The following is a 23,533-nucleotide window of genomic DNA, read 5'->3' as shown; positions in this document are numbered from 1 at the left end:
GGTCCTGGCGATGGCGGGATCGTGGACGTCGGTCGACGTCCCGACCCGGCAACATTCATCAAAGCAAACCTGCGGCTAGCGCCCGTTCCCGCGCTTCCCGAAATCCAGCTCTACACGGCTCATCCCGGCAGCGGCCTGAGGCGGCTTGTCGATCCACACCAAGGTGCGGACGCGGACGACGATGCGATCGAGCCGGACGGCGATGAGCCACAGCCGCCTTACTGGGCCTATGCCTGGGCCGGCGGCGCCGTGCTTGCGCGGTACATACTCGACCATCCGCAAAGCGTTGCCGGCCGCCGCGTGATCGACCTTGGCGCCGGCTCGGGCCTTGTCGGCATCGCCGCCGCGAAGGCCGGCGCCAGCACGGTGATCGCCACCGAGATCGATCGCAACGGCGTCGCCGCGATCGGTGTCAACGCGGCGGCCAACGGTGTCACGATCAGCGTTGTCGAAAAGGATATCACCACGGGCCCGCCACCGGCGGTCGACCTCGTGCTTGCCGGCGACGTGTTTTATAGCCGCGACGTTGCCTTGCGGCTGATCCCGTTCCTTGACCACTGCATGGCAGCCGGCATCGAGGTGCTGGTCGGCGATCCCCGCCGCGCAGACCTGCCGCTGTCGCGACTGCGGCTGCTCGCAGAGTATCAGGTGCCGGATTTCGGCGACGCAAAGGGTGTTGCGACCAAGCCGAGCGGGGTGTTTTCGTTCGAGGCCGTCAGATCGTCTCCTTGACGCGCGCCGACAGGAAGTCCGGCAGATCGGCAACCGAATCCAGCACGATATCGGCAATCGACGACAGCGATTCCCGCGTGCCGGTGCCGGAGAGCACGCCGATCGCCAGCCCGCAACCGCCGGCACGCGCCATTTCCAGATCGTGGCGGTTGTCGCCGACCATGGCGATCTCGGACGGCCTCAATCCGGTCAGGTCGCAGAAGGCCAGGATCGTGTCCGGCGCCGGTTTCGGATTGGCAACCGCATCATAGCCATAGGCGGCGTCGAAGAGCTGGGCGACGCCGAGCGTGACCATGGTCTTTTCCGCCCCGCTGGTGGAATCGTTGGTGGCGACGCCGAGCCGGTAGGCGCGTTTGTGCAGCGCCGTCAGCGCCCCGACGATGCCCGGCAGCGCCACCGCCATCGACGAGCCCTGCACCGAGGTGATCTCGTTGAAGCGGGCGACGGCCAGCATCTGGTCCTCGTCGGACAGCCGCGGGAACCACAATTCGACGACATCCATGTTGGTGCCCGAGGCAAAGATCGAATCGGGCCTGAAACGTTTGTTGACGAAATCGAAGCCAGCCGCCGAAAGCAGCCTGTCGGCCTTCCAGCGATCGCCCTCGGCGGCGTCCATGGCCATGAAATCGGCAATGCCAAGCCAGGTCGCGTTGAAATCGACGAGCGTGCCGTCCTTGTCGAACAATATGCCCTTGATGTCCGCCGGGTTTTTCATGCCGCACCCCGCAGCTGCTGGATGCGCGCCACCAGCCCAGCCGTCGAGGCGTCACGCTTGGCGGCGCTCTCCTTGCCTTCCACGACAGGCAGCAGACCGGTCGCCAGTTCCTTGCCGAGCTCGACGCCCCACTGGTCGAACGAATTGATGTTGAACAGAGTGCCTTCGACAAAAACGCGATGCTCATAGAGCGCGATCAGCCGGCCGAAGGTGCGCGGGTCGAGCTTGCGGTAGAGGATGGTCACCGACGGACGATTGCCGGAGAAGACGCGGTGCGGAGCGATCTTGTCGACATCGGCCGGCTTCATGCCCTTGGCCAGCATCTGCGCGCGCGCCTCTTCAAGCGTGCGGCCTTTCATCAGCGCCTCCGATTGGGCCAGGCAATTGGCAAGCAGCAGATCGTGCTGATGCTTCAGATCAGGCTCGTGGCCGACGGCGGCGGCGAGGAACTCGACCGGGATGAAATCTGTGCCCTGGTGCAGCAACTGGAAGAAGGCGTGCTGGCCGTTGGTGCCGGGCTCGCCCCAGACCAGCGGCCCGGTCGGCGTCGTCACCGCCGTGCCGTCGAGGGTGACGCCCTTGCCGTTCGATTCCATGTCGAGCTGCTGCAGATAGGCCGGCAGCCTGGACAGGCGCTGGTCATAAGGAATGACCGCACGGGCCGGATAACCGCAGATCACGCGATGCCACCAGCCGACCAGCCCCAGCAGCGCCGGCAGGTTCTTCTGCAGGGGGGCGGTGCGAAAGTGATCGTCCATCTCATGCGCGCCATCGAGGAAGGCGCGGAAGTTGCGCGGGCCGATGGCAATCATCACCGGCAGGCCGATGGCGCCCCACAACGAATAGCGGCCACCGACCCAGTCCCAGAAGCCGAACACGCGATCGGCCTCGATGCCGAATTTGGCCACCAGGTCGAGCGCGGTCGAGACGGCGGCGAAATGCTTGCCGACGGCTTCCTTGCCGAGCGCCTTCTGCACCCATTTGCGTGCCGTCTCGGCATTGGTCATCGTCTCGACCGTGGTGAAGGTCTTCGAGGCGATAATGAAGAGGGTGGTTTCGGCGGACAGGCCCTTCAGCGTGTCATGGATATGGGCGCCGTCGATGTTGGAGACGTAGTGCGCGCGCGGGCCGTCGTGATAGGGCGCCAGTGCCAGCGTGGCCATGGCCGGGCCGAGATCTGAGCCGCCAATGCCGATGTTGACGATGTCGGTGATCTTTTTGCCGGTGGCGCCGGCGGCCTTGCCCGAGCGAATGGCGTCGGCAAAGGCGCCCATGGCGTCGAGCACGGCAAGCACATCCGCCTTGACGTCCTGGCCGTCGACGGTGACGCCCTTGCCCGAGAGATTGCGCAGCGCCGTGTGCAGCACGGCGCGGTCCTCGGTGATGTTGATCTTCTTGCCGGAAAACATTGCTGCGCGGCGCCCTTCGAGGTCGGCCGCACCGGCGAGCTTCTCGAGCAGCTCCATGGTGTGCTGGTCGACCGCGCATTTCGACCAGTCGAGCAGAAGGTCGTCGTCGCTGGCCGAGAATGTCTCGAAGCGCTTGGGGTCGGCGGCAAAAACCTCGCGCATCGTGCCCGATGCCGCCCCGCGCGCAGCACGCAAGGCGACAAGCTGTTTGTCGAAGGAGGAATGATCCACTGCCGGCTCCTGATACTTTTTCATGACATCTTATCAGACCGGATGTTTCCGGCGCGTGTCGCGGTGGAGTTATTGAGCCGAATTCCATTTGTTTCAATGCGTGGGGATGACGCAGTGCAACATAGCGGGGTGGAGCGACGACGCTTCGCGTCGCGCCGGGAGATCGAGGCAAGGGCGACGACGCTGCGCGTCGCGCTGGGGATGTTGCTGCTTACAGCGCACGCGACGACGCTTCGCGTCGCGCCGGCGTCGCGCGAAGGATCACTGGCATAAATCCCAGCGATCAGAAAAATTGATTGGCGCAACCCCTTGTGCCACGGTTACCTTCCGCTGGTCCAGCCAAGCAAAAAAGACTGGCCATCGAGGAACATCTCCCATGCCACAGCGTAACGACACGGCCATATGGTCCGGCCTGTTCCGGATTTCGGCGGAATCGGGCCAGACCCTGCAGGCGCAGATTCGCCAGGCGATCGTCGCCGCTATCCTCGACCGGCAGATCGCCGCTTCGATGCCGCTTCCGTCCTGCCGCATCCTGGCCGAAAAACTCGGCGTCGCGCGCGGCACCGTGGTGCTGGCGTTCCAGCAGCTGGTCGACCAGGGTTTCCTGGTGGCGCGCGAACGGCGCGGCCATTTCGTCAATCCCGATGTGCTGGCCACCCCCGCCAAGCCGCACCAGAAGGCGCCGGACCAGCAGAACGAGATCGACTGGAAGGCACGCCGGCAGATCGCCGCCAGCGACATGCCGCCTCCGGCCAAGCACGACAACTGGATCAAGTCCTCCTACCCCTTCGTCTACGGCCAGTTCGACCCGGCGCTGTTCCCGACCGCCGAATGGCGCGAGTGCAACCGCATGGCGCTGGCGGTGCTCGAGATCCGCAACTGGGCCTCCGACATGGTCGATCGCGACGATCCGCTCTTGATCGAGCAGATCCAGGCGCGACTGCTGCCGCGGCGCGGTATCTTCGCCAATCCGGACGAGATCATCGTGACGCTCGGCGCGCAGAACGCGCTCTATATGCTGGCGACGCTGCTGATGACCAAGGGCTCGAAGGTGGCGATGGAAGACCCAGGCTATCCCGACGCGCGCTCGATCTTCCGGCTGGCCGGCGCCGACATCCAGCCGGTTCCGGTCGACCAGTCCGGCATCGTAACCACTTCCATTCCCAACGATTCCGGGTTCGTCTTCGTCACCCCCAGCCACCATTGCCCGACCATGGTGCCGCTGTCGGCGGAGCGGCGGCAGGATCTTCTGGCGCGCGCCAACCGCCACAACCAGATCATCATCGAGGACGGCTATGACAGCCAGCTTCTCGACGAGGCACCGCAGCAGGCGCTGAAGAGCCTCGATCGTTCAGGCCGAGTCATCTATGTCGGCTCGATGTCGAAGACGCTGGCTCCAGGCTTGCGGCTTGGCTACATCGTGGCTTCGGCTGGACTAATCGCGGAACTCAGGGCGCTACGCCGCTTCATGCTGCGGCATCCGCCGGCCAACAACCAGCGCGCCGTCGCGCTGTTCCTGTCGCTCGGCCATCACGAGGCCCTGGTGCGGCGGCTGTCGTCGGCCTTCGACGAGCGGCGCAAGCGTCTGGTCCATGCGATTTCCGCATTCCTGCCGGAATGGCGCTCGACCGATTCGGCCGGCGGCACATCGCTCTGGCTGGAAGGGCCGCGCGGCACCGATTCACGCGGACTGGCCGAGGCCGCGGCGTCGCGCAGCGTCATCATCGAGCCCGGCGACCGCTTCTTCGACCGCACCGAAAAGCCGTCGCGTTTCATGCGCTTGGGCATTTCCTCGATCGCGCTGCAGCACATCGAGCCGGGCATTCGCGAACTCGCGACCGCGGCCGGCCGTAGGCCGGCAGCCGCCTGATTTCCTCGTGCCGGGGCCCTGAACGGTCCCGGTCCCTGACATCCTTCCCAGCACTGTTCTTTAGTTCCCTGGCATATGCGACGGGGTCCACTGGCCCATAGGCTGTGCCAATGCCGGCGGCATAGTCGGCGGACAAAGGGGACGAAGCAGGCCGACGGTGGACCAATCACCGCGTCCGGTTTCGCAAGCTAAAGGTGGAGTGCCTCCATGTCAGTGGCTCTTGAAAAGCAGGATGCGGCTCTTAAGGATGCAGCTATTAAACAAGAAGCTTTGGGCGATCAGCGTTCGCGGCGATCCGGCGGGCGCGAAGCGCGCCGCGCCATGCGGGCCGCACCGCTGGCCGACGATATCAGGCCGGTGCGCGCCGGCCTCGAAGGCGGTAGCTACGGCCCGCTCAACAAAAACGACCAGGAGCGCATCCATGAAGCGGTGCTGACGCTTCTGGAAACCGTCGGATTCGCCAATGCCATTCCCTCCTGTATCGAAGCGCTGACCGGGGTCGGTGCCGTCTATGGCGATGACGGCCGCATCCGCTTTCCGCGCGGCCTGGTGCTGGACACGATCAAGAAAGCGGCGCGGAATTTCACCCTGCACGGCCAGGACCCGAAGCATGACATGCTGATCCAGGGTAAGCGCGTGCATTACGGGACCGCGGGTGCCGCGGTGCATCTGGTCGATGTCGAAAAGCGCGAATACCGCGAGTCGCTGGTGCAGGACATTTACGACGCCGCCCGCCTCGTCGAAGGGCTCGACAACATCCACTTCTTCCAGCGGCCGATGGTGCCGCGCGACATTCCCGATCCGCTCGAAATGGACTTCAACACGCTCTACGCCTGCGTGATGGGAACGTCGAAGCATGTCGGCACCTCGTTCACGGTGCGCGAGAACGTGCAGCCGGCGCTGGAAATGCTGTATGCGATCGCCGGCGGCGAGGAGAATTTCCGCGCCCGGCCCTTCGTCTCCAACTCCAACTGCTTCGTCGTGCCGCCGATGAAATTCGCCGAGGACGCTTGCGGCGTGCTCGAGGCATGTGTCGAAGGCGGCATTCCGATCCTCCTTTTGTCGGCCGGCCAGGCCGGCGCCACCGCCCCGGCGGCGATTGCCGGGGCAGTGGTCCAGGCAGTGGCCGAAGTGCTCGTCGGTCTCATCTATGTCAACGCCATCAAGCCGGGGCATCCGGCGATCTTCGGCACCTGGCCGTTCGTCTCCGACCTCAGGACCGGTGCCATGTCGGGCGGCTCGGCCGAGCAGGCGGTGCTGACTTCGGCCTGCGCGCAGATGGCGCAATTCTACGATCTGCCGGGCGGTTCGGCCGCCGGCATGACGGATTCGAAACTGCCCGACATCCAGTCCGGCTATGAAAAGGGCATCACCGATGTGATGGCCGGTCTGGCCGGCCTCAACCTCGTCTATGAATCGGCAGGGATGCATGCCTCGCTGCTCGGCTTCTGCCTGGAAAGCCTGATCATCGACAACGACATGCTGGGCCATTGCCTGCGCTGTGTGCGCGGCATCGAGGTGACAGACGAAGCGCTGTCGATCGACACCATCACTGAAGTCTGCATGAATGGCCCGGGCCATTATCTCGGCAACGAGCAGACGCTGCGGTTGATGCAGACCGAATATTTCTATCCGGCCGTCGGCGACCGCTTTTCGCCGAAGGAATGGAATGAAAAGGGCCGGCCCGACATCTTGCAGCGGGCGATCATCGAGAAGAAACGCGTGCTGGCCGAGCGCTTCCCCCGCCATGTGCCGAAGCTGCTCGACGACAAATTGCGCGCCCGCTTCGGCGAGATGATCAAGCTGCCGCGCAGTGGCATGGGTGGGTAAGCCTAACCTTACGAAGTCAGTCCGCGCTTAGCCCAAATCGATCGACGACCTCGGCGCTGATCAATTTGGCATGCAGCGCCATCAGCACGATCTGCGCATCCAGACTGTCGCCGGTTTCAAGCGCTGCTTCGATGCGACGCTCCGCGTCCAGCCGTCGCTCCGGGCCGTTGGCCTGCTCGAACGTTTGCGGCCCGGCGATACAATAGCCGAACAGCTGCGCCACGGACAGATAGGCCTCCGGCGGCGGTTCGTCCGGCCAATGGTCTTTCATCAGGTTGACGATGGTAAGCTTTACGCCCTCGGGAACAAGGGCCGGATGAAGATCGGCGGCGCGCAGCGCGCTGTCGAGTTCCCGCAAATCGCCCGAGCGGCCGAACATGCCGAGAAACCCAAGGGAAGAGCGCCGTTTCGTCATTGATGGGTCTATCTCTTGTGCAGAACATGCCGAGATAACGTATCTGTAGACCCGGCCCAGCCGATACAAGAGCGTCGCCATGAGAAAAGGCGGCCTGCCCGATGGCAAGCCGCCTTTGATTTCACCAAACCTGCGACGCTAGTGGTTGTCTCTCGGCACACCGCTAGTATGCGCGACGTCCTGGTATTTCACCGCCGGCTTCAGCACCATGCCTTCCGAGAACTGGTCGACCATGGAGCGCTGGATTTCCTGCCATGGCGTCTGGTGCTTGGGGTAGTGATAGCCGCCATCGTTCTGCAGTTCGGCGCGGCGGCGCGTGATTTCCTCGTCGGTGACGAGGATGTTGGCGGTGCCTTTGCGTAAGTCGATGCGCACGCGGTCGCCGGTCTTGAGCAGCGCCAGACCGCCGCCTATTGCCGCTTCCGGCGAGGCGTTGAGGATCGACGGCGAGCCCGATGTGCCCGACTGGCGGCCGTCGCCGATGCAGGCCAGAGCGTGGATGCCCTTCTTGATGAGATAGGCGGGCGGCTGCATGTTGACGACTTCGGCGCCGCCGGGATAGCCGATCGGGCCGGCGCCACGCATGAACAGGATGGTATGCTCGTCGATGCCTTGCGCCGGATCGTCGATGCGGGCGTGATAGTCTTCCGGGCCGTCGAAGACCATGGCATTGCCTTCAAAGGCTTCCGGGTCCTTCGGGTTGGACAGATAGCGTTCGCGGAATTCCGGCGAGATGCCGCTGGTCTTCATGATCGCCGAATCGAACAGATTGCCGCTGAGGTTGATGAAACCGGCATTGACCTTGAGCGGCTTGTCGACGCTGCGGATGACATCCTGGTTCTCGTTGGCCGCGCCGCGGCAATTGTCGCCGATCGCCTTGCCGTTGACGGTGACGGCGTCGGGATGCGGCAAAAGCCCGGCCTTCAAAAGCTCGGCCACCACCGCCGGCACGCCACCAGCATGGTGGTAGTCCTCGCCGAGATACTCGCCGGTCGGCTGCAGATTGACGAGCAGCGGCACGTTGAGGCCGATTTTCTGCCAGTCGTCATTGTTGAGCGGCACGCCGAGATGGCGGGCAATCGCATTGAGGTGGATCGGCGCATTGGTCGAGCCGCCTATCGCCGAATTGACGACGATGGCATTCTCGAATGCCTGACGCGTCATGATGTCGGAGGGCTTCAGATCCTCATGCACCATCTCGACGATGCGCCTGCCCGTCTCGTAGGAAATCTGGCCACGCTCGCGGTAGGGTGCGGGGATGGCGGCCGAGCCCGGCAGTTGCATGCCGAGCGCCTCGGCCAGCGAGTTCATCGTGGTGGCGGTGCCCATGGTGTTGCAATAGCCGGTGGACGGCGCCGAGGAGGCAACGATGTCCATAAACTCGTCATAGTCGATCTCGCCGGCCGACAGCCGCTGGCGCGATGCCCAGACGATGGTGCCGGAGCCCGTGCGCTTGCCCTTGTGCCAGCCATTGAGCATCGGGCCAACCGACAGTGCAATCGCCGGAATGTTGACGGTGGCCGCCGCCATCAAAAGCGCCGGCGTGGTCTTGTCGCAACCGATGGTCAGCACGACGCCGTCGAGCGGATAGCCGTAGAGCACCTCGACCAGGCTGAGATAGGCAAGGTTGCGGTCGAGTGCCGCAGTCGGGCGCTTGCCGGTTTCCTGGATCGGATGGCAAGGGAATTCGAAGGGGATGCCGCCCATCGAGACGATGCCTTCGCGCACGCGCTTGGCCAGTTCGATATGGTGGCGATTACAGGGCGACAGATCCGAACCGGTCTGGGCGATGCCGATCAGCGGCTTGCCCGACATCAGCTCGGCCCGCGTCAGCCCGTAATTCAGGTAGCGCTCGAGATAGAGCGCTGTCATGCCCGGATTGTCGGGATTGTCGAACCACTCCTGCGAGCGAAATTTCTTTTTTCTGGTGGGGGCGCCTGCCATTGTGGTCTCCGTATTTGTAAGACAAATCGATATGGCAACGCGCCGTGGCAGGCAAGAGGTCACACAAGCGCACCCAGACTTTGGTGCGATAGACAGGCGTCGGACCCTGCGTTAGGCCTTTTCGGAGCAACGCGGGAGGGTATCGATGGCTTTGGTGATCGAAGGCGAGGAACGCATTGCCGCCGCCCTACAGAAAGTCTGGGAAGCGCTGAATGATCCTGACGTGCTGCGGGAAAGCATTCCCGGCTGCCAGAACCTGGAGATGAAATCGCCGACCGAAATGGCGGCGACGGTGGTGGTGAAGATCGGGCCGATCAAGGCGACCTTCAACGGCGAGGTGACGTTGAAGAATTTGAGGCCGCCGCACGCCTACACCATCCAGGGCGAAGGCAAGGGCGGCATTGCCGGCTTCGCCAAGGGCGGCGCCGATGTCACGCTGACGGCGGACGGGCCGGATGCGACGGTGCTCAAATACGCCGCCAAGGCCGATGTCGGCGGCAAGATCGCCCAACTCGGCAGCCGGCTGATCGAATCGACGTCGAAGAAACTGGCGGGTCAGTTCTTTTCGACGTTCGGCGAGAAGGTAGGCGGTTAACCCCTCCCCCTTTAGGGAAGGGGTATTCCCGCTACTCGAACACGATGCTCGGCACCGCCGCTTCGGCCGCGCCGCGCTCTTCGTTGACCCGGTCCCAGACCTTCGAAGCAATGTCGCGATAGATCTTCGCCTCGGGGCTATCGGGCTTTGACGCCACCACCGGCGAGCCTTCGTCCGAGCTTTCGCGGATGCCCATTTCCAGCGGCACTTCGCCAAGGAAGGTCACGCCGAGACGTTCGGCTTCGCGCCGGGCGCCGCCATGGCCGAAAATGTCGTAGCGCTTGCCGGTGTCCGGGGCGACGAAATAGCTCATATTCTCGACAATGCCGAGCAGCGGCACGTCGACCTTCTTGAACATGTTCAACCCCTTGCGGGCGTCGATCAGGGCCAGGTCCTGCGGCGTCGAGACGATGACTGCGCCGGCCAGCGGCACCTGCTGGGCCATGGTCAACTGGGCGTCGCCGGTGCCGGGCGGCATGTCGACGACGAGCACGTCGAGCCGGCCCCATTCGACTTCGCGCAGCATCTGCGTCAACGCCGACATCACCATCGGGCCACGCCAGATCATCGGCGTCTCCTCGTCGACGAGGAAGCCCATCGACATCACCTTGAGGCCGTAATTCTCCATCGGTTTCAGGATCTTGCCGTCGACCGTCTGCGGCCGGCCATGGATATTGAGCAGCCTTGGCATGGACGGCCCGTAAATGTCGGCATCGAGCACGCCGACCCGCAGGCCATTGGCGGCGAGGCCGAGGGCGATGTTGACGGCGGTGGTCGACTTGCCGACGCCGCCCTTGCCGGACGCAACCGCGATAATCGCCTCGATGCCGGGCACGCCACGCTTGCCCGAGCTATGCGAGGCCGGGGCGTGCGGAGCCCCGCGTGGCGCGGTTGGCGGAGCCGGCGGTGCCGGTCTGGGTGCGGGGCGCGCCGGAACCGGCGCCTCCATTCCGCCGCCCTTCCTTTCCGCCGTCAGCGCGACGACGGCGCCGGCGACGCCGGGAATCGCCTTGACGACGCGCTCGGCGGCGGCGCGCAACGGTTCCATCTCCTGCGCGCGGGCAGCGGGAACGGTGATCGAGAAGAATACTTTCGAATCGGCGATGAAAATCTCCGAAACCATGCCGAGATCAACGATGTTGCCGGTGAAGTCCGGCCCGTTGACCGTCTTCAGGCGCTCGGTGACGATTTCCTTGGTGACGGACATCAGGTCTTCCTTATGCAAGCTTGCGCCTGAGATAATGCAGTTTCCCGGCAGAACCAAGTCGTGGCGCAACAGCCGGCGTGCTCTGCCCGGAAATCGACGGAATGGCTGAGGTGCCCAACTGCGTCTGGCGCCGCCGCCCGGCGCCGGTTAGCTTGCGCCAATGATCGACAAGCTGGAATTTTTCATCGCGCTGGCCAAGGAGGAGCATTTCGGCCGGGCGGCGGAGGTGTGCGGCGTCACCCAGCCGACGCTTTCGGCGGCGATCAAGCAACTGGAGGAGCAGCTCGGCGTCATGCTGGTGCTGCGCGGCTCGCGCTTTCAGGGGCTGACGCCGGAAGGCAAGCAGGTGCTGGCGTGGGCGCGCCGCATCGTCGGCGACAGCCGTGCCATGAAGGAAGAGATGCGGGCGGCACGCCACGGCCTTTCGGGGCGCATCCGCATCGCGGCGATCCCCACCGCTTTAGCGATGGTGGCGCGGCTGACGACACCATTCCGGGCAAAGCACCCCGGCGTCACCTTCTCGATCCTGTCGCGCACCTCGATCGAGGTGCTGTCGCTGCTTGGCAATTTCGACGTCGATGCCGGCATCACCTATCTCGACAACGAGCCGCTCGGCCGCGTCACCAGTGTGCCGCTCTATGACGAGCGCTACCAGCTGATCACCGCTGTCGGAAATCCGTACTCCGACCGCGACAAAGTGACGTGGGCCGAACTCAGCCAGCTGCCGCTCTGCCTGCTGACGCCGGACATGCAGAACCGCCGCATCATCGACCAGCATCTGGCCGAGGCCGGCGTCGAGATGCGGCCAACGCTGGAATCCAATTCAATGATCGTGCTGTTCTCGCATATAAGGACCGGCAAATGGTCGTCGATCATGCCGCTCAACCTCGCGGAAACATTCGGCTTTTCCGAGCCGATCCGGGCCATCCCGATCGTCGAGCCGGATGCCAGCCACACCGTCGGGCTGGTGGCCGCACCGCGCGAGCCGCACACGCCGCTGGTACAGGCGCTGCTGGACGAGGCGATGGCGCTGGCAGACGATTTCCGCAACCACCGCTAGGCTAGACAATGCAGGCTGACGGGTTTCGATAGAAAATTTCTATCAAGCGACGGATCAGCTTTATTGATTTCGGGGGTTTCCTCTGATTTCGTAAGCACTTAGCGCGAGACCGCTATCGACCAGGGAGGGCGCTGCATGACGATGCAGCCTGCAAGTACCGAGATCCAGTCGCGCACGGCTGCGATCATCCAGGAGCTGAAGGACCTCGAGGGTCCACTGCTGCCGATCCTTCACGGCATCCAGGAAGAATTTGGCCACGTACCGCAGGACGCCGTGCCCGTCATCGCTGATGGGCTGAACCTGTCGAGGGCCGAGGTGCACGGTGTCGTGACCTTCTATCATGATTTTCGCGCCCGCCCGGCCGGCCGGCACGTGCTCAAGCTCTGCCAGGCGGAAGCCTGCCAGTCGATGGGTTCGGATGCGATCGCCGCAAAGGTCAAGCAGCTGCTCGGCATCGATTTCCACGAGACCACCCGCGACGGATCGGTTACACTTGAGCCTGTCTATTGCCTCGGGCTTTGCGCCTGTTCACCGTCGGCGATGCTGGATGGTGAGGTGATCGGGCGGCTCGATGACGAGAAGATCGAAGAGATCGTCGCGGAGGTACGCTCATGATCCCGCGCATCTACATTCCAGGTGACTCCGGCGCGCTGGCGCTCGGCGCCGAAAAGGTCGCCAAGGCGATTCGTGCAGAACTGGCCGAACGAGGCATCGAGGCCAAGATCGTGCGCAACGGCTCGCGCGGCGCCTATTTCCTCGAACCGATGGTCGAGGTCGCGACCGCCGAGGGCCGCGTCGCTTACGGGCCGGTGAAGCCTTCCGATGTCAAGAGCCTGTTCGACAGCGGCTTCCTCAAGGGTGGCCATCACAAGCGCTGGCTGGGCGCGCCTGACAAAATCCCGTTCCTGGCCAAGCAGACGCGCCTGACCTTCGCGCGTTGCGGCATCAACGACCCGCTGTCGCTCGACGCCTACAAGTCGCTCGGCGGACTGAAGGGCCTGCAGAACGCGGTGGCTATGGCGCCGCTCGACATCGTCAAGCAGGTCACCGAATCGGGCTTGCGCGGTCGCGGCGGCGCTGGCTTCCCGACCGGCATCAAGTGGAAGACGGTGCTTGATACCGCCGGCGAGCGTAAGTACATCGTCTGCAACGCCGACGAAGGCGACAGCGCCACTTTCGCCGACCGCATGATCATGGAAGGCGATCCCTTCGTGCTGATCGAAGGCATGGCGATCGCCGGCATCGCCACCGGCGCGACCAAGGGTTTTGTCTATATCCGCTCGGAATATCCGCATGCGGTGGCTGTCATGAACAAGGCTGTCGAGTTCGCCCGCAAAGCCGGCGTGCTCGGCGTCAACGTGCTGGGTTCGCCCAACGCCTTCGACATGGAAATCCGGGTAGGCGCCGGCGCCTATGTCTGCGGTGAGGAAACTTCGCTGCTGAACAGCCTTGAAGGCAAGCGCGGCGTGGTTCGCGCCAAGCCGCCGCTGCCGGCAATCCAGGGATTGTTCGGCAAGCCGACGGTGATCAACAACGTAATCTCGCTGGCTTCGGTGCCGATCATCATGGACAAGGGTGCTGCCTTCTACAAGGATTTCGGCATGGGCCGCTCGCGCGGCACCATCCCGATCCAGATCGCCGGCAACGTCAAGCATGGCGGACTGTTCGAGACGGCGTTCGGCCTGACGCTCGGCGAAATCGTCGACGACATCGGCGGCGGCACAGCGACTGGCCGGCCGGTGAAGGCAGTGCAGGTCGGCGGCCCGCTCGGCGCCTATTTCCCGCGCGCGCTGTTCGACACGCCGTTCGACTACGAAGAGTTCGCGAAGCGTGACGGGCTGATCGGTCATGCCGGCATCACCGTGTTCGACGATACCGCCGACATGCTGAAGCAGGCGCGCTTCGCCATGGAGTTCTGCGCCATCGAAAGCTGCGGCAAGTGCACGCCCTGCCGCATCGGCTCGACACGCGGGGTGGAGACCATCGACAGGCTTGCCGCCGGCATCGAGCCGGAAAAGAACCTGGCTCTGGTCACCGATCTCTGCAACACGATGAAGTTCGGATCGCTCTGCGCGCTGGGCGGCTTCACGCCCTACCCGGTGATGAGCTCGATCACCCATTTCCCCGAAGATTTCAAGCCCGCGCCGGCGCGCGTAGCTGCTGAATAGGAGCTGGCAGATGAATATCAAGGCCGACTTCCCGACACTCATCGAGGAACTCGACTACGGAACCCCGGAATCGAAGGCGCAAAAGCAGGTCACGCTGATCGTCGACGGCCGCAGTATCAGCGTGCCGGAGGGTACGTCGATCATGCGCGCGGCGATGGAAGGCGGGGTCGAGATTCCAAAACTCTGCGCCACGGACATGTTGGACTCGTTCGGCTCCTGCCGCGTCTGCCTCGTTGAGATCGAAGGGCGCGGCGGCACGCCGGCATCCTGCACGACGCCGGTCGGCGAAGGCATGGTGGTGCGCACGCAATCCGAGCGGCTCGACGCCATCCGCCGCGGTGTCATGGAGCTTTACGTTTCCGACCATCCGACCGGCTGGAACGAGAAGGCCGGTACCGGCGCCAGCGAGTTCGACGCGGTGGCGAAGTCGGTTGGCCTGACCGAAAACCGCTTCGGCATCGAGGGCCGCAACCACGTCAAGCAGGAAAACGGCGTGGCGCCCGGCCATGGCTCGCTGACGGTCGACTACATCGCGCGCGATGAGTCCAACCCCTATTTCACCTATGATCCGGCGCAGTGCATCGTCTGCTCGCGCTGCGTGCGGGCCTGCGAGGAGGTGCAAGGCACCTTCGCGCTGACGATCGAGGGCCGCGGTTTCGAATCGCGCATGGTCGCCGGCATGCATGAGGATTTTATTGCCTCCGAATGCGTGTCCTGCGGCGCCTGCGTGCAGGCCTGTCCAACCGATGCGCTGCGTGAAAAGACCGTGCTTGAGAAAGGCATGCCCGAGCGCTCGGCCGTCACCACCTGTGCCTATTGCGGCGTCGGCTGCTCTTTCAAGGCCGAAGTGAAGGGCGACGAAGTCATTCGCATGATGCCCTACAAGGACGGCAAGGCGAACCACGGCCACTCCTGCGTGAAGGGCCGTTTCGCCTATGGCTACGCGACCCACAAGGACCGCATCCTGTCGCCGATGATCCGGGAAAAGGTCAGCGATCCCTGGCGCGAGGTGAGCTGGGAAGAGGCAATCGCCCATACGGCCAAGGAATTCCGCCGTATCCAATATCAATACGGACGCACCTCGATCGGCGGTATCACGTCCTCGCGCTGCACGAATGAGGAGACCTATCTGGTGCAGAAGCTGGTGCGCCAAGGCTTCCGCAACAACAATGTCGACACCTGCGCCCGCGTCTGCCACTCGCCGACCGGTTACGGCCTCGGCCAGACCTATGGCACCTCGGCGGGCACCCAGGATTTCGATTCCGTCGACTTCACCGACGTCGCCGTCATCATCGGCGCCAATCCGGCTTCCGCGCATCCTGTGTTTGCCTCGCGACTGAAGAAGCGGCTGCGCCAGGGCGCCAAGCTGATCGTGCTCGATCCGCGCCGCACCGAAATGGTCAAGTCGGCGCATGTCGAGGCCGACTACCACCTGCCGCTGAAGCCCGGCACCAACGTAGCGGTGCTGACGTCGCTCGCGCATGTCATCGTCACCGAAGGGCTTTTCGATGAAGCCTTCATTCGCGAACGCTGCGACTGGACGGAGTTCCAGGACTGGGCCTCCTTCGTCGCTTTGCCGGAGAACAGCCCCGAGACCGTCGGCAAGCTTTCCGGCGTCGACCCGGAGCTGATCCGGGGTGCTGCGCGGCTCTATGCCAAGGGCGGCAACGGCGCGATCTATTACGGCCTCGGCGTCACCGAACACAGCCAGGGTTCGACCACGGTTATGGCTATCGCCAACCTTGCCATGGCGACCGGCAATATCGGCCGCCCGGGCGTCGGCGTGAACCCGCTGCGCGGCCAGAACAATGTGCAGGGCTCATGCGACATGGGCTCCTTCCCACACGAACTGCCGGGCTATCGCCATATCTCCGGCGAGGCGGTGCGCGACATCTACGAGACTTTGTGGGGCGTGAAGCTCGACGACGAACCGGGCCTGCGCATCCCCAACATGCTGGATGCCGCTGTCGACGGCTCCTTCAAAGGCATCTACATCCAGGGCGAGGACATCCTGCAGTCCGATCCTGATACCAAGCACGTCGCGGCCGGCCTGGCGGCGATGGAATGCGTGGTCGTGCACGACCTGTTCCTCAACGAGACAGCGAACTACGCGCATGTCTTCCTGCCAGGCTCGACCTTCCTGGAGAAGGACGGCACCTTCACCAATGCCGAGCGCCGCATCAACATGGTGCGCAAGGTGCTGGAGCCGAAGGCGCGCTACGCCGACTGGGAAGCGACGCAGGAGCTTGCCCGTGCGATCGGGCTTGACTGGAACTACCAGCATCCCTCCGAGATCATGAACGAGATCGCCAAGACGACGCCAAGCTTCGCCGGCGTCTCCTTCGATCTGCTCGACCGTGTCGGATCGGTGCAGTGGCCCTGCAACGAGAAGGCCCCGCTCGGTACGCCGATCATGCATATCGGCGGCTTCGTGCGCGGCAAGGGCAAGTTCATCCGCACCGAATATGTGGCGACAGACGAGCGGACCGGCCCTCGTTTCCCATTGCTGCTGACCACCGGCCGCATCCTCAGCCAGTACAATGTCGGTGCGCAGACAAGGCGTACCGAAAACGTCATGTGGCACTCGGAAGACCGGCTGGAAATCCATCCGCACGACGCCGAGAACCGCGGCCTGCGCGATGGCGACTGGGTGCGGCTGACCAGCCGCTCGGGTGAGACGACGCTGCGTGCGCTGATCACCGACCGTGTGTCGCCGGGTGTGGTCTACACCACCTTCCACCATCCGGACACGCAGGCCAACGTCATCACCACCGACTTCTCCGACTGGGCGACCAATTGTCCGGAGTACAAGGTGACTGCAGTGCAGGTCGGCGCGTCCAACGGCCCGTCGGAATGGCAGCGCGAATATGACGAGCAGGCGCGCAACAGCCGCCGCATCGCTCCGCTACAGGCGGCGGAGTAGTCTTGGCCGCGCGCCGCAAAGCGACGACGCAGACCTCGCGGCTGGCGCACCGCGCCAGCGGCACGACCTCGGCCTACCGAATGGTGCCGGAGGAGACGCCGGTGGCGTTCTCCTTTGCTGGCACCACCCATGCGGTGATGATGGCGAGCCCGGCTGATTTCGAGGATTTCGCGCTCGGCTTCTCGCTGACCGAAGGCATCATCGCAGATCCCCAGGAGATGGAGGCGATCGAGGTCGAGGACCATGGCGCCGGGATCGACATCCAGATCCGGTTGAAGGACCAGGCCAATACGCGCTTCGAGGCGCGACGCAGGCGCTTGGCCGGCCCGGTTGGCTGCGGACTGTGCGGCATTGAATCCATCGAGGAAGCGATGCGCTCGGTCGACAAGGTCGGTGCGTCAAAACTTACGCTTGATGCGGACGACATTACTCGCTCGGTGAAGCTTCTGTCGAAGGTGCAGCCTCTGCATTCCGAAACCGGCGCGGTGCATGCCGCGGGCTTCTACATCCCCGGCAAGGGAATTGTCATGGCGCGCGAGGATGTCGGCCGCCACAATGCGCTGGACAAGCTCGCCGGCGCGCTGGCGAAGGCCGGCATTAACGGTGCCTCGGGCGCCGTGGTCGTGACCTCACGCGTCTCGGTCGAGATGGTGCAGAAGACGGCGGCCATCGGCTCGGCTTTCATCATGGCTGTCTCGGCGCCGACCGCGCTTGCCATCCGCACCGCTGATGAGGCCGGCATGACGCTGGTGGCGCTGGTGCGCGGCGACGATTTCGATGTTTTCACCCACCCGGAACGGGTGGTCTTGGGAGTTGCCCAGCATGTCGCATGACGAAGACCATATCACGAGCACCAGGGAAAAGCTGGTGCGGATGGCCAATCAGATCGCCGCCTTCTTCCATTCAAGGCCGCGCGAGGAAGGCGTGGCGGGTGTGGCCGAGCACATCAACAAGTTCTGGGAGCCGAGGATGCGGCGCCAGTTCTTCGAGATGCTGGACAGCGGCGGCGAAAATTTCGACGAGCTCGTCGTCGAGGCCTCGGCCCGGATAAAGCGGCCAAAGACCGAGGAGCAGGCCGATATGAGCATTGGCTACGTCCAGCCCACAGGTACAGAGAGCGCCGCTCCACAGAAATAGCCGATCGCTAGAAATAGCCGGTCGCCAGAAATAACCGGGCGAACGCAGTTCGGGCCATCGGGCTATATTCCTGCCTTCTAAAGTTTGACTGCCGCATCCGGCAGGCGTCTGCTATTGTCAGCGATCAAAAATCGTCTGGCCGGGCGGGATGCAGTCGTGAGGCCGATCGAGACGCGATATGCCCTCAGCGGCGACGTGCGGATCGCCTATCAGGTGGTCGGCCAGGGATCGTTCGACCTGGTTTTCGTGCCTGGCTTCATTTCCAATCTCGACCTGCATTGGGAAGACGAAGGTTATACCAGGCTGTTGAAACGGCTCTCGGCGTTCTCGCGGCTGATCCTGTTCGACAAGCGCGGCAGCGGCCTGTCCGACCGCGTCGACCCACGCCATCTGCCCAGCTTAGAGACCCGCATGGACGATGTGCGCGCGGTCATGGATGCCACCGGCAGCGGCCGTGCCGCCCTGCTCGGCGCCTCGGAAGGCGCGCCGATGGCAATGCTGTTCGCCGCCACTTATCCGGAACGGACACGGGCGCTGGCGCTCTATGGCGGCTACGCACATTTCCACAAATGGGTGATGCCGCCGGATCGCCTGGAGGCCTTCATCGCGACGGCCGGCACGGAGTGGGGCACCGGCGCCACTTTGCCCAACTTTGCGCCGGGCCGGGTCGATGACCCGCATTTCACCCAGTGGTGGGCGCGCTTCGAACGGCTGTCGGCCAGCCCGACGGCGGCGGCGGCCCTGGCCCGGATGAATGCCGACATCGACGTGCGCGACGTGCTTTCGGCGATCGGCGCACCAACGCTGCTCATCCATCGCCGCAACGATGTGCGGGTCGACCCCGACGCCAGCCGCTTCCTGTCGAAAAAGATCGCGAATGCGCGACTGGTCGAAATCCCCGGGCGCGATCACCCGATCTGGACCGGCGATGTCGAACGGGTGGCCGACCTGATCGAAGAGTTTCTGACCGGCGAGCGCGCCGTGGCCGAAGCGGAGCGCGTGCTTGCCGCTCTTCTGGCGACACGTATCTACGACACGGCGCGGATGGGCGACCGCATGTGGAGCGAGCGCAGCCAGCGTTTCCAGGAGACATGGCGGACGCTGGTCGGCCGCCATGGCGGCCGCGCGGCGGGTACGCATGGCGAGCTGATGATCGCACGCTTCGACGGGCCGGCGCGGGCGATACGCTGTGCGGCGGCGCTGCGCGACGCGGCGCAGGAAATCGGCGTGGCGAGCGCGCAGGGCGCGCATGTCGGCGAGGTCGAAATGCGCGGGCCGCCGATTGGGCTGATGGCACGGGTGACGATGCAAATCGCCGCCCATGCCGGGCGCGGCGATATTCTGGCGTCGCGGCTGGTCGCCGATCTGGCGGCCGGTTCCGGCCTGCATTTCATCGATGCCGGGCGTGTCACGGTGGATGAGCTGGACGAGCCGCTTGCGCTGGTCCAGGCGACGTCGGAACAACATCTCGAGCCCGCTTGCCGTCCCAAGGCCAGGCCTGCCGAGCCGGCTCAACTGACGGCGCGCGAAAGCGAGGTGGTGAGCCTGATTGCCGACGGCAAGAGCAATGCCGCAATCGCTGCCGAGCTGAGGCTGAGCGAGCATACGGTCAAGCGTCATGTCGCCAACATATTGTTGAAGCTCGACCTGCCGTCACGGGCGGCCGCAGCGGCATTTTCCGCCAGGCATATTGGCCCGGACGGGCCATAGGAGCCATGGCGCTTTCGGGCGAAGCGGCCAAGGGCGCGCAGGCGCTACCAATTCTCTCCATGCAGCCCAGGCGGATGTCGCCGGGAAGGCGCTGCGAACGGAGGATGCAATGCTGAAGTCAAACAGGTCGATCAAATCGCTGATGATCGCGGCAAGCGTTGGCGCGCTGTTCACCATCGCCCCTGCCAAGGCCGAGGATGCCGCGGCGACCGCCGCTTACAAGGACATCGAGGCGACGCTCGGCTCGGTGCCGGACATGTTCAAGACGCTGCCGGATGTCGCGGTTGCCGGCGCCTGGGCCGAGATCAAGGGCGTGCAGCTCAACCCCAAGACCGCGCTCGACGGCAAGACCAAGGAGCTGATGGGGCTGGCCGTCGCCTCGCAGATCCCGTGCCAGTACTGCATCTATTTCCATACCGAGGCAGCCAAGCTCAATGGCGCGACCGATGAGGAGATCAAGGAGGCGATCGCGATGGCGGCCATCGTGCGCCATTGGTCGACGATGCTCAACGGCAGCCAGGTCGATTTCGCGACCTTCAAACAGCAGACCGACGGTGTGTTCGCGGCCGTCAAAGCCAAGTCGCAGTGAAAGACCCTGCCCGGCGATGGGCGCCGGGCAGTGCTTCTGATCATCAACCGCCCGTCGACGGGCCATGGAGGAAAAAATGCTGACCAAGACGCAAAGCGTTGACGGCGCGGCGATCAAGAAAGCGATCGAAGGGCGGGACGGCAGGATGCTGGCGAGCTTCTATGCCGACGATGCGCTGGTGCGGGTGATCGATCGCAACAACCCGCCGAGCAAGCCGCGCGAGATCCGCGGCCGGGCGGCGATCAGCACGTTCTGGGACGATATCTGCAGCCGGGCAATGACCCACAAGGTGGACACCACCATCGCCGATGGCGACAACCTCGCCTTCACCCAGGCCTGCGCCTATCCGGACGGGACGAAAGTGTTCTGCGCAGCGATGCTGGAGTTGAAGAACGGCCGCATTGCACGACAGACCGTCGTGCAAGCCTGGGACGAGTAAGGAGGCCGACATGTTCAGCGCCAGATGGCAGATCGACGCCAAATTCGGGCACAAGCAGACCGTGCTTGAACTGCTCAAGAAATGGGAGCGCGAAATCGGCTCTCAGGTCGGAATCGCCGACCTCAAGTTCCAGATCATGACCGGCTCGATTGGTGCGCGGGAGGCGACGGTCGAGTCGCATCACCAGGTCGAGAGCCTGGCCCAGTTGGAGGCGTTCTTCGCCAAGATCGGCAAGATTGACGCCCACGCCAAATGGGGCAAGGAGATGGAGCCCTATGTCGTGTCGGGAACCAGCATGTGGAACATCTATCGCATCGTGGAGTAGTGGCTGACGCCCTTCTCCCCGGCAACGAAGGGGCAATCGCATAGGAGACCGGGGCTTTCGCTCTACGATCTACCCCCACCCCTAACCCTTCCCCACAAGGGGGAGGGAGACTTCGTTGGCCTGACATCGGCAGATTGCCGACGTTTTGACGCCGAGTAAGAGCGCGGCAGCATTCCCTCCCCATTGTGGGGAGGGTTAGGGTGGGGTCTATCTTCGTAAGAATCCATATGCGATCGCCCCGCCGGCAACGGGGAGAAGGGAAGCGGCGCTGCTACATAAGACCAAGCTGCTTGTAGAAGCCGAGCGCGTCGTAATAGTCGCTCTGGGTCGCGATCTTGCCGTCCTTGACCGAAAACATCGAGGCACCGGTGAAGGAGAACTTCTTGCCGGTGGCGGCGGTGCCGTCGGCCCAGGCGCCGGTATTGGTGCCGGAAAACTCCCATTCGAACGAGACGCGATCGCCCTCCACGACGGGCGCACCCTTCATCGTCCAGACGGCATCTGGAACGGCCTTGAGGAAATTGTCGATGACGCCGGTCTTGGCGGCCTCCTTGCCTTTGACCGGTTTGCCGACCGAGGCGTCGTAATAGGTGACGTCGTCGGCGAAGTAGCCGGCGGCCTTGGCCGAGTCATGCGCATTCCAGGCGGCGAGATAGGCTTCGACCACCGATTGCGCAGTATCGGCGGCTAAGGACGGCGCCGTGGCGAAAAGCGTCGCGGCGATGGCTGCGGTTGTCAGAAACTGGCGGCGATGCATGGTTATTTCCTCCCTGGTTGAATGCTTGTATTGCGCGCTCAAGCGCTAGGCGTGGGCTACCATCACATGCCGCACGGCGGTGTAGTCCTCCAGCGCATAGAGCGACATGTCCTTGCCGTAGCCTGATTGCTTCAATCCGCCATGCGGCATCTCGTTGGTCAACATGAAGTGAGTGTTGATCCAGGTGCAGCCGTACTGAAGACGAGCAGCCGTCGCCATGGCGCGCGAGACGTCCTTGGTCCACACCGATGACGCCAGGCCGTAGTCGCTGTCATTGGCCCAGTTCACGGCCTCGTCGACCTCGGAGAAGCGGGTGATCGAGACGACCGGGCCGAAGACTTCGCGGCGCACGATTTCGTCTTCCTGCAGCGCGCCGGCGACGACCGTCGGCTGGTAGTAGAAGCCGGAGCCCTCGCCCGGCTTGCCGCCTGTTGTGATCTCGATGTGCTTCAGTTCCGACGCACGCTCGACGAAGCTCGAGACGCGATCACGCTGACGGCGCGAGATCAGCGGGCCGATCTCGTTTTCGGTGTCGTCCGGCTGATTGAATTTGATAGTCGACACGGCCGAAGACAGGTCGGCGACGAGCTTGTCGTAGATTTTCTTGCCGGCATAGATGCGGCAGGCTGCGGTGCAGTCCTGGCCGGCATTGTAATAGCCGAACGCGCGCAGGCCATTGACAACGGCGCCGAGGTCGGCATCATCGAAGACGATGACCGGCGCCTTGCCGCCGAGCTCCAGATGGGTGCGCTTGACCGATTTGGCGGCCGCCTGCAGCACCTTCTTGCCGGTGGCGACATCGCCGGTGATCGAGATCATGTTGACCTTGGCGTGATTGATCAGCGTGTTGCCGACGCTGTCGCCGCGACCGAGCACGACATTGACGACGCCTTTGGGCAGCACCTCGGCCAGGATCCTGGCCAGTTTCAGCGCCGTCAGCGGCGTCTGTTCCGACGGCTTGAAGACGACGGTGTTGCCGCCGGCAATCGCCGGCGCCAGCTTCCACGCCATCATCATCAGCGGATAGTTCCAGGGCGCGATCGAGGCGACGATGCCGATCGGGTCGCGCCGCACCATCGAGGTGTGGCCGGGCAGATATTCGCCGGCGACTACGCCGGGCATCGAACGCACCGCACCGGCAAAGAAGCGGTAGCAGTCGACGATTGCGGGGATTTCGTCATTGAGCACGGCATTGATCGGCTTGCCGCAGTTCAGCGCCTCGAGGGCTGCGAACTCCTTGGCCTCGGCCTCGATGCGGTCGGCGATCTTGAGGAGATAGCCGGAGCGCTGCGCCGGCGTGGTGCGTGACCACAAGACGAACGCTTGCTCGGCGGCAGTGACAGCCGCCCCGATCTGCGCCTGGCTGGCTTCAGGCAGGTTGAGGATGGTCGCCCCGGTCTTTGGATTGAGGATCGGCTCCTCGGTCTCGGCGCCGTTCTCGAATTTCGGGCCGATCAGCATCTGGGTGTCCATGGAC

Annotated in this window: 21 protein-coding genes; 14 read left to right on the top strand and 7 right to left on the bottom strand. The window is 64.1% G+C overall.

Going from position 1 to position 23,533, the window contains the following annotated elements; all coding sequences use genetic code 11:
• The first annotated feature begins 21 nt into the window (after nucleotides 1-21).
• Nucleotides 22-732, top strand: coding sequence for a class I SAM-dependent methyltransferase (locus JQK88_RS06385; RefSeq protein WP_312037242.1), 711 nt, complete (start codon nucleotides 22-24; stop codon nucleotides 730-732).
• Here JQK88_RS06385 and JQK88_RS06380 read toward each other — a convergent pair.
• Nucleotides 716-1,447, bottom strand: coding sequence for an HAD family hydrolase (locus JQK88_RS06380; protein WP_192249806.1), 732 nt, complete (start codon nucleotides 1,445-1,447; stop codon nucleotides 716-718). The genes JQK88_RS06385 and JQK88_RS06380 overlap by 17 nt on opposite strands.
• On the bottom strand, nucleotides 1,444-3,087 hold the full coding sequence (gene pgi, locus JQK88_RS06375; RefSeq protein ID WP_203277960.1) for a glucose-6-phosphate isomerase: 1,644 nt from the start codon (nucleotides 3,085-3,087) through the stop codon (nucleotides 1,444-1,446). The genes JQK88_RS06380 and pgi overlap by 4 nt, the downstream gene beginning before the upstream one ends.
• Nucleotides 3,088-3,463: 376 nt before the next feature.
• Between pgi and pdxR the strand changes: the two genes are divergently transcribed.
• Complete coding sequence (pdxR, locus tag JQK88_RS06370) at nucleotides 3,464-4,957, top strand: MocR-like pyridoxine biosynthesis transcription factor PdxR (protein ID WP_192249804.1); 1,494 nt, start codon at nucleotides 3,464-3,466, stop codon at nucleotides 4,955-4,957.
• A 207-nt stretch (nucleotides 4,958-5,164) separates the two neighbouring features.
• On the top strand, nucleotides 5,165-6,787 hold the full coding sequence (locus JQK88_RS06365; protein WP_203277783.1) for a trimethylamine methyltransferase family protein: 1,623 nt from the start codon (nucleotides 5,165-5,167) through the stop codon (nucleotides 6,785-6,787).
• A gap of 16 nt (nucleotides 6,788-6,803) precedes the next feature.
• On the opposite strand, the gene JQK88_RS06360 is transcribed toward JQK88_RS06365, so the two are convergent.
• Together JQK88_RS06360 and JQK88_RS06355 are read right to left on the bottom strand one after the other, a co-directional pair.
• A complete protein-coding gene (locus tag JQK88_RS06360) occupies nucleotides 6,804-7,202 on the bottom strand; it encodes a hypothetical protein (protein WP_192250052.1) in 399 nt (132 codons plus the stop codon).
• 138 nt (nucleotides 7,203-7,340) lie between these two features.
• Nucleotides 7,341-9,146 carry an IlvD/Edd family dehydratase gene (locus JQK88_RS06355; protein ID WP_203277782.1) on the bottom strand — a complete coding sequence of 602 codons (1,806 nt, stop codon included), beginning with the start codon at nucleotides 9,144-9,146 and terminating at the stop codon, nucleotides 7,341-7,343.
• Between the two features lie 145 nt (nucleotides 9,147-9,291).
• On the opposite strand from JQK88_RS06355, the gene JQK88_RS06350 reads away from it, so the two are divergent.
• On the top strand, nucleotides 9,292-9,741 hold the full coding sequence (locus JQK88_RS06350) for an SRPBCC family protein (RefSeq protein WP_192249797.1): 450 nt from the start codon (nucleotides 9,292-9,294) through the stop codon (nucleotides 9,739-9,741).
• A gap of 31 nt (nucleotides 9,742-9,772) precedes the next feature.
• Here JQK88_RS06350 and JQK88_RS06345 read toward each other — a convergent pair whose 3' ends face one another.
• Nucleotides 9,773-10,951, bottom strand: coding sequence for an Mrp/NBP35 family ATP-binding protein (locus JQK88_RS06345; RefSeq protein ID WP_246749766.1), 1,179 nt, complete (start codon nucleotides 10,949-10,951; stop codon nucleotides 9,773-9,775).
• Between the two features lie 157 nt (nucleotides 10,952-11,108).
• On the opposite strand from JQK88_RS06345, the gene JQK88_RS06340 reads away from it, so the two are divergent.
• The 10 genes from JQK88_RS06340 (at nucleotide 11,109) to JQK88_RS06295 (ending at nucleotide 21,299) form a co-directional block, all read left to right on the top strand.
• Nucleotides 11,109-12,008, top strand: a complete 900-nt coding sequence (locus JQK88_RS06340) for a LysR family transcriptional regulator (RefSeq protein WP_192249793.1) — start codon at nucleotides 11,109-11,111, stop codon at nucleotides 12,006-12,008.
• Nucleotides 12,009-12,143: 135 nt separating this feature from the next.
• The gene (locus tag JQK88_RS06335; protein WP_112560655.1) at nucleotides 12,144-12,623 is read left to right on the top strand and encodes a formate dehydrogenase subunit gamma; all 480 of its coding nucleotides are present in this window, start codon (nucleotides 12,144-12,146) and stop codon (nucleotides 12,621-12,623) included.
• Nucleotides 12,620-14,176 (top strand): formate dehydrogenase beta subunit, encoded by a 1,557-nt coding sequence (locus tag JQK88_RS06330; RefSeq protein WP_192249792.1) that lies wholly within the window; start codon nucleotides 12,620-12,622, stop codon nucleotides 14,174-14,176. The genes JQK88_RS06335 and JQK88_RS06330 overlap by 4 nt, the downstream gene beginning before the upstream one ends.
• Nucleotides 14,177-14,186: 10 nt before the next feature.
• Nucleotides 14,187-17,099 carry a formate dehydrogenase subunit alpha gene (gene fdhF / locus JQK88_RS06325; protein WP_203277780.1) on the top strand — a complete coding sequence of 971 codons (2,913 nt, stop codon included), beginning with the start codon at nucleotides 14,187-14,189 and terminating at the stop codon, nucleotides 17,097-17,099.
• A 2-nt stretch (nucleotides 17,100-17,101) separates the two neighbouring features.
• A complete protein-coding gene (gene fdhD, locus JQK88_RS06320) occupies nucleotides 17,102-17,932 on the top strand; it encodes a formate dehydrogenase accessory sulfurtransferase FdhD (protein WP_203277779.1) in 831 nt (276 codons plus the stop codon).
• Nucleotides 17,922-18,236: a formate dehydrogenase subunit delta gene (locus JQK88_RS06315; RefSeq protein WP_192249786.1), complete on the top strand. Its 315-nt coding sequence runs from the start codon at nucleotides 17,922-17,924 to the stop codon at nucleotides 18,234-18,236. Before fdhD ends, JQK88_RS06315 begins: the two co-directional genes overlap by 11 nt.
• A 156-nt stretch (nucleotides 18,237-18,392) precedes the next feature.
• Nucleotides 18,393-19,946, top strand: a complete 1,554-nt coding sequence (locus JQK88_RS06310; protein WP_203277778.1) for an alpha/beta fold hydrolase — start codon at nucleotides 18,393-18,395, stop codon at nucleotides 19,944-19,946.
• Between the two features lie 109 nt (nucleotides 19,947-20,055).
• The gene (locus JQK88_RS06305; protein ID WP_192249779.1) at nucleotides 20,056-20,535 is read left to right on the top strand and encodes a carboxymuconolactone decarboxylase family protein; all 480 of its coding nucleotides are present in this window, start codon (nucleotides 20,056-20,058) and stop codon (nucleotides 20,533-20,535) included.
• Between the two features lie 76 nt (nucleotides 20,536-20,611).
• Nucleotides 20,612-20,974, top strand: coding sequence for a nuclear transport factor 2 family protein (locus JQK88_RS06300; protein WP_023688799.1), 363 nt, complete (start codon nucleotides 20,612-20,614; stop codon nucleotides 20,972-20,974).
• A 10-nt stretch (nucleotides 20,975-20,984) separates the two neighbouring features.
• The gene (locus JQK88_RS06295) at nucleotides 20,985-21,299 is read left to right on the top strand and encodes a hypothetical protein (RefSeq protein ID WP_203277777.1); all 315 of its coding nucleotides are present in this window, start codon (nucleotides 20,985-20,987) and stop codon (nucleotides 21,297-21,299) included.
• A gap of 271 nt (nucleotides 21,300-21,570) precedes the next feature.
• Here JQK88_RS06295 and JQK88_RS06290 read toward each other — a convergent pair whose 3' ends face one another.
• Both JQK88_RS06290 and JQK88_RS06285 read right to left on the bottom strand, forming a co-directional pair.
• Complete coding sequence (locus JQK88_RS06290; protein ID WP_203277776.1) at nucleotides 21,571-22,056, bottom strand: ester cyclase; 486 nt, start codon at nucleotides 22,054-22,056, stop codon at nucleotides 21,571-21,573.
• A gap of 45 nt (nucleotides 22,057-22,101) precedes the next feature.
• The gene (locus JQK88_RS06285) at nucleotides 22,102-23,529 is read right to left on the bottom strand and encodes a gamma-aminobutyraldehyde dehydrogenase (RefSeq protein ID WP_203277775.1); all 1,428 of its coding nucleotides are present in this window, start codon (nucleotides 23,527-23,529) and stop codon (nucleotides 22,102-22,104) included.
• Nucleotides 23,530-23,533: the final 4 nt, after the last annotated feature.

The sequence above is a fragment of the Mesorhizobium caraganae genome, assembly GCF_016836705.1.
GTDB classification, from domain to species: domain Bacteria; phylum Pseudomonadota; class Alphaproteobacteria; order Rhizobiales; family Rhizobiaceae; genus Mesorhizobium; species Mesorhizobium caraganae.
The sequence above is the reverse complement of the archived record's forward strand: the minus strand, read 5'-3'. Positions and strand labels throughout refer to the sequence as shown.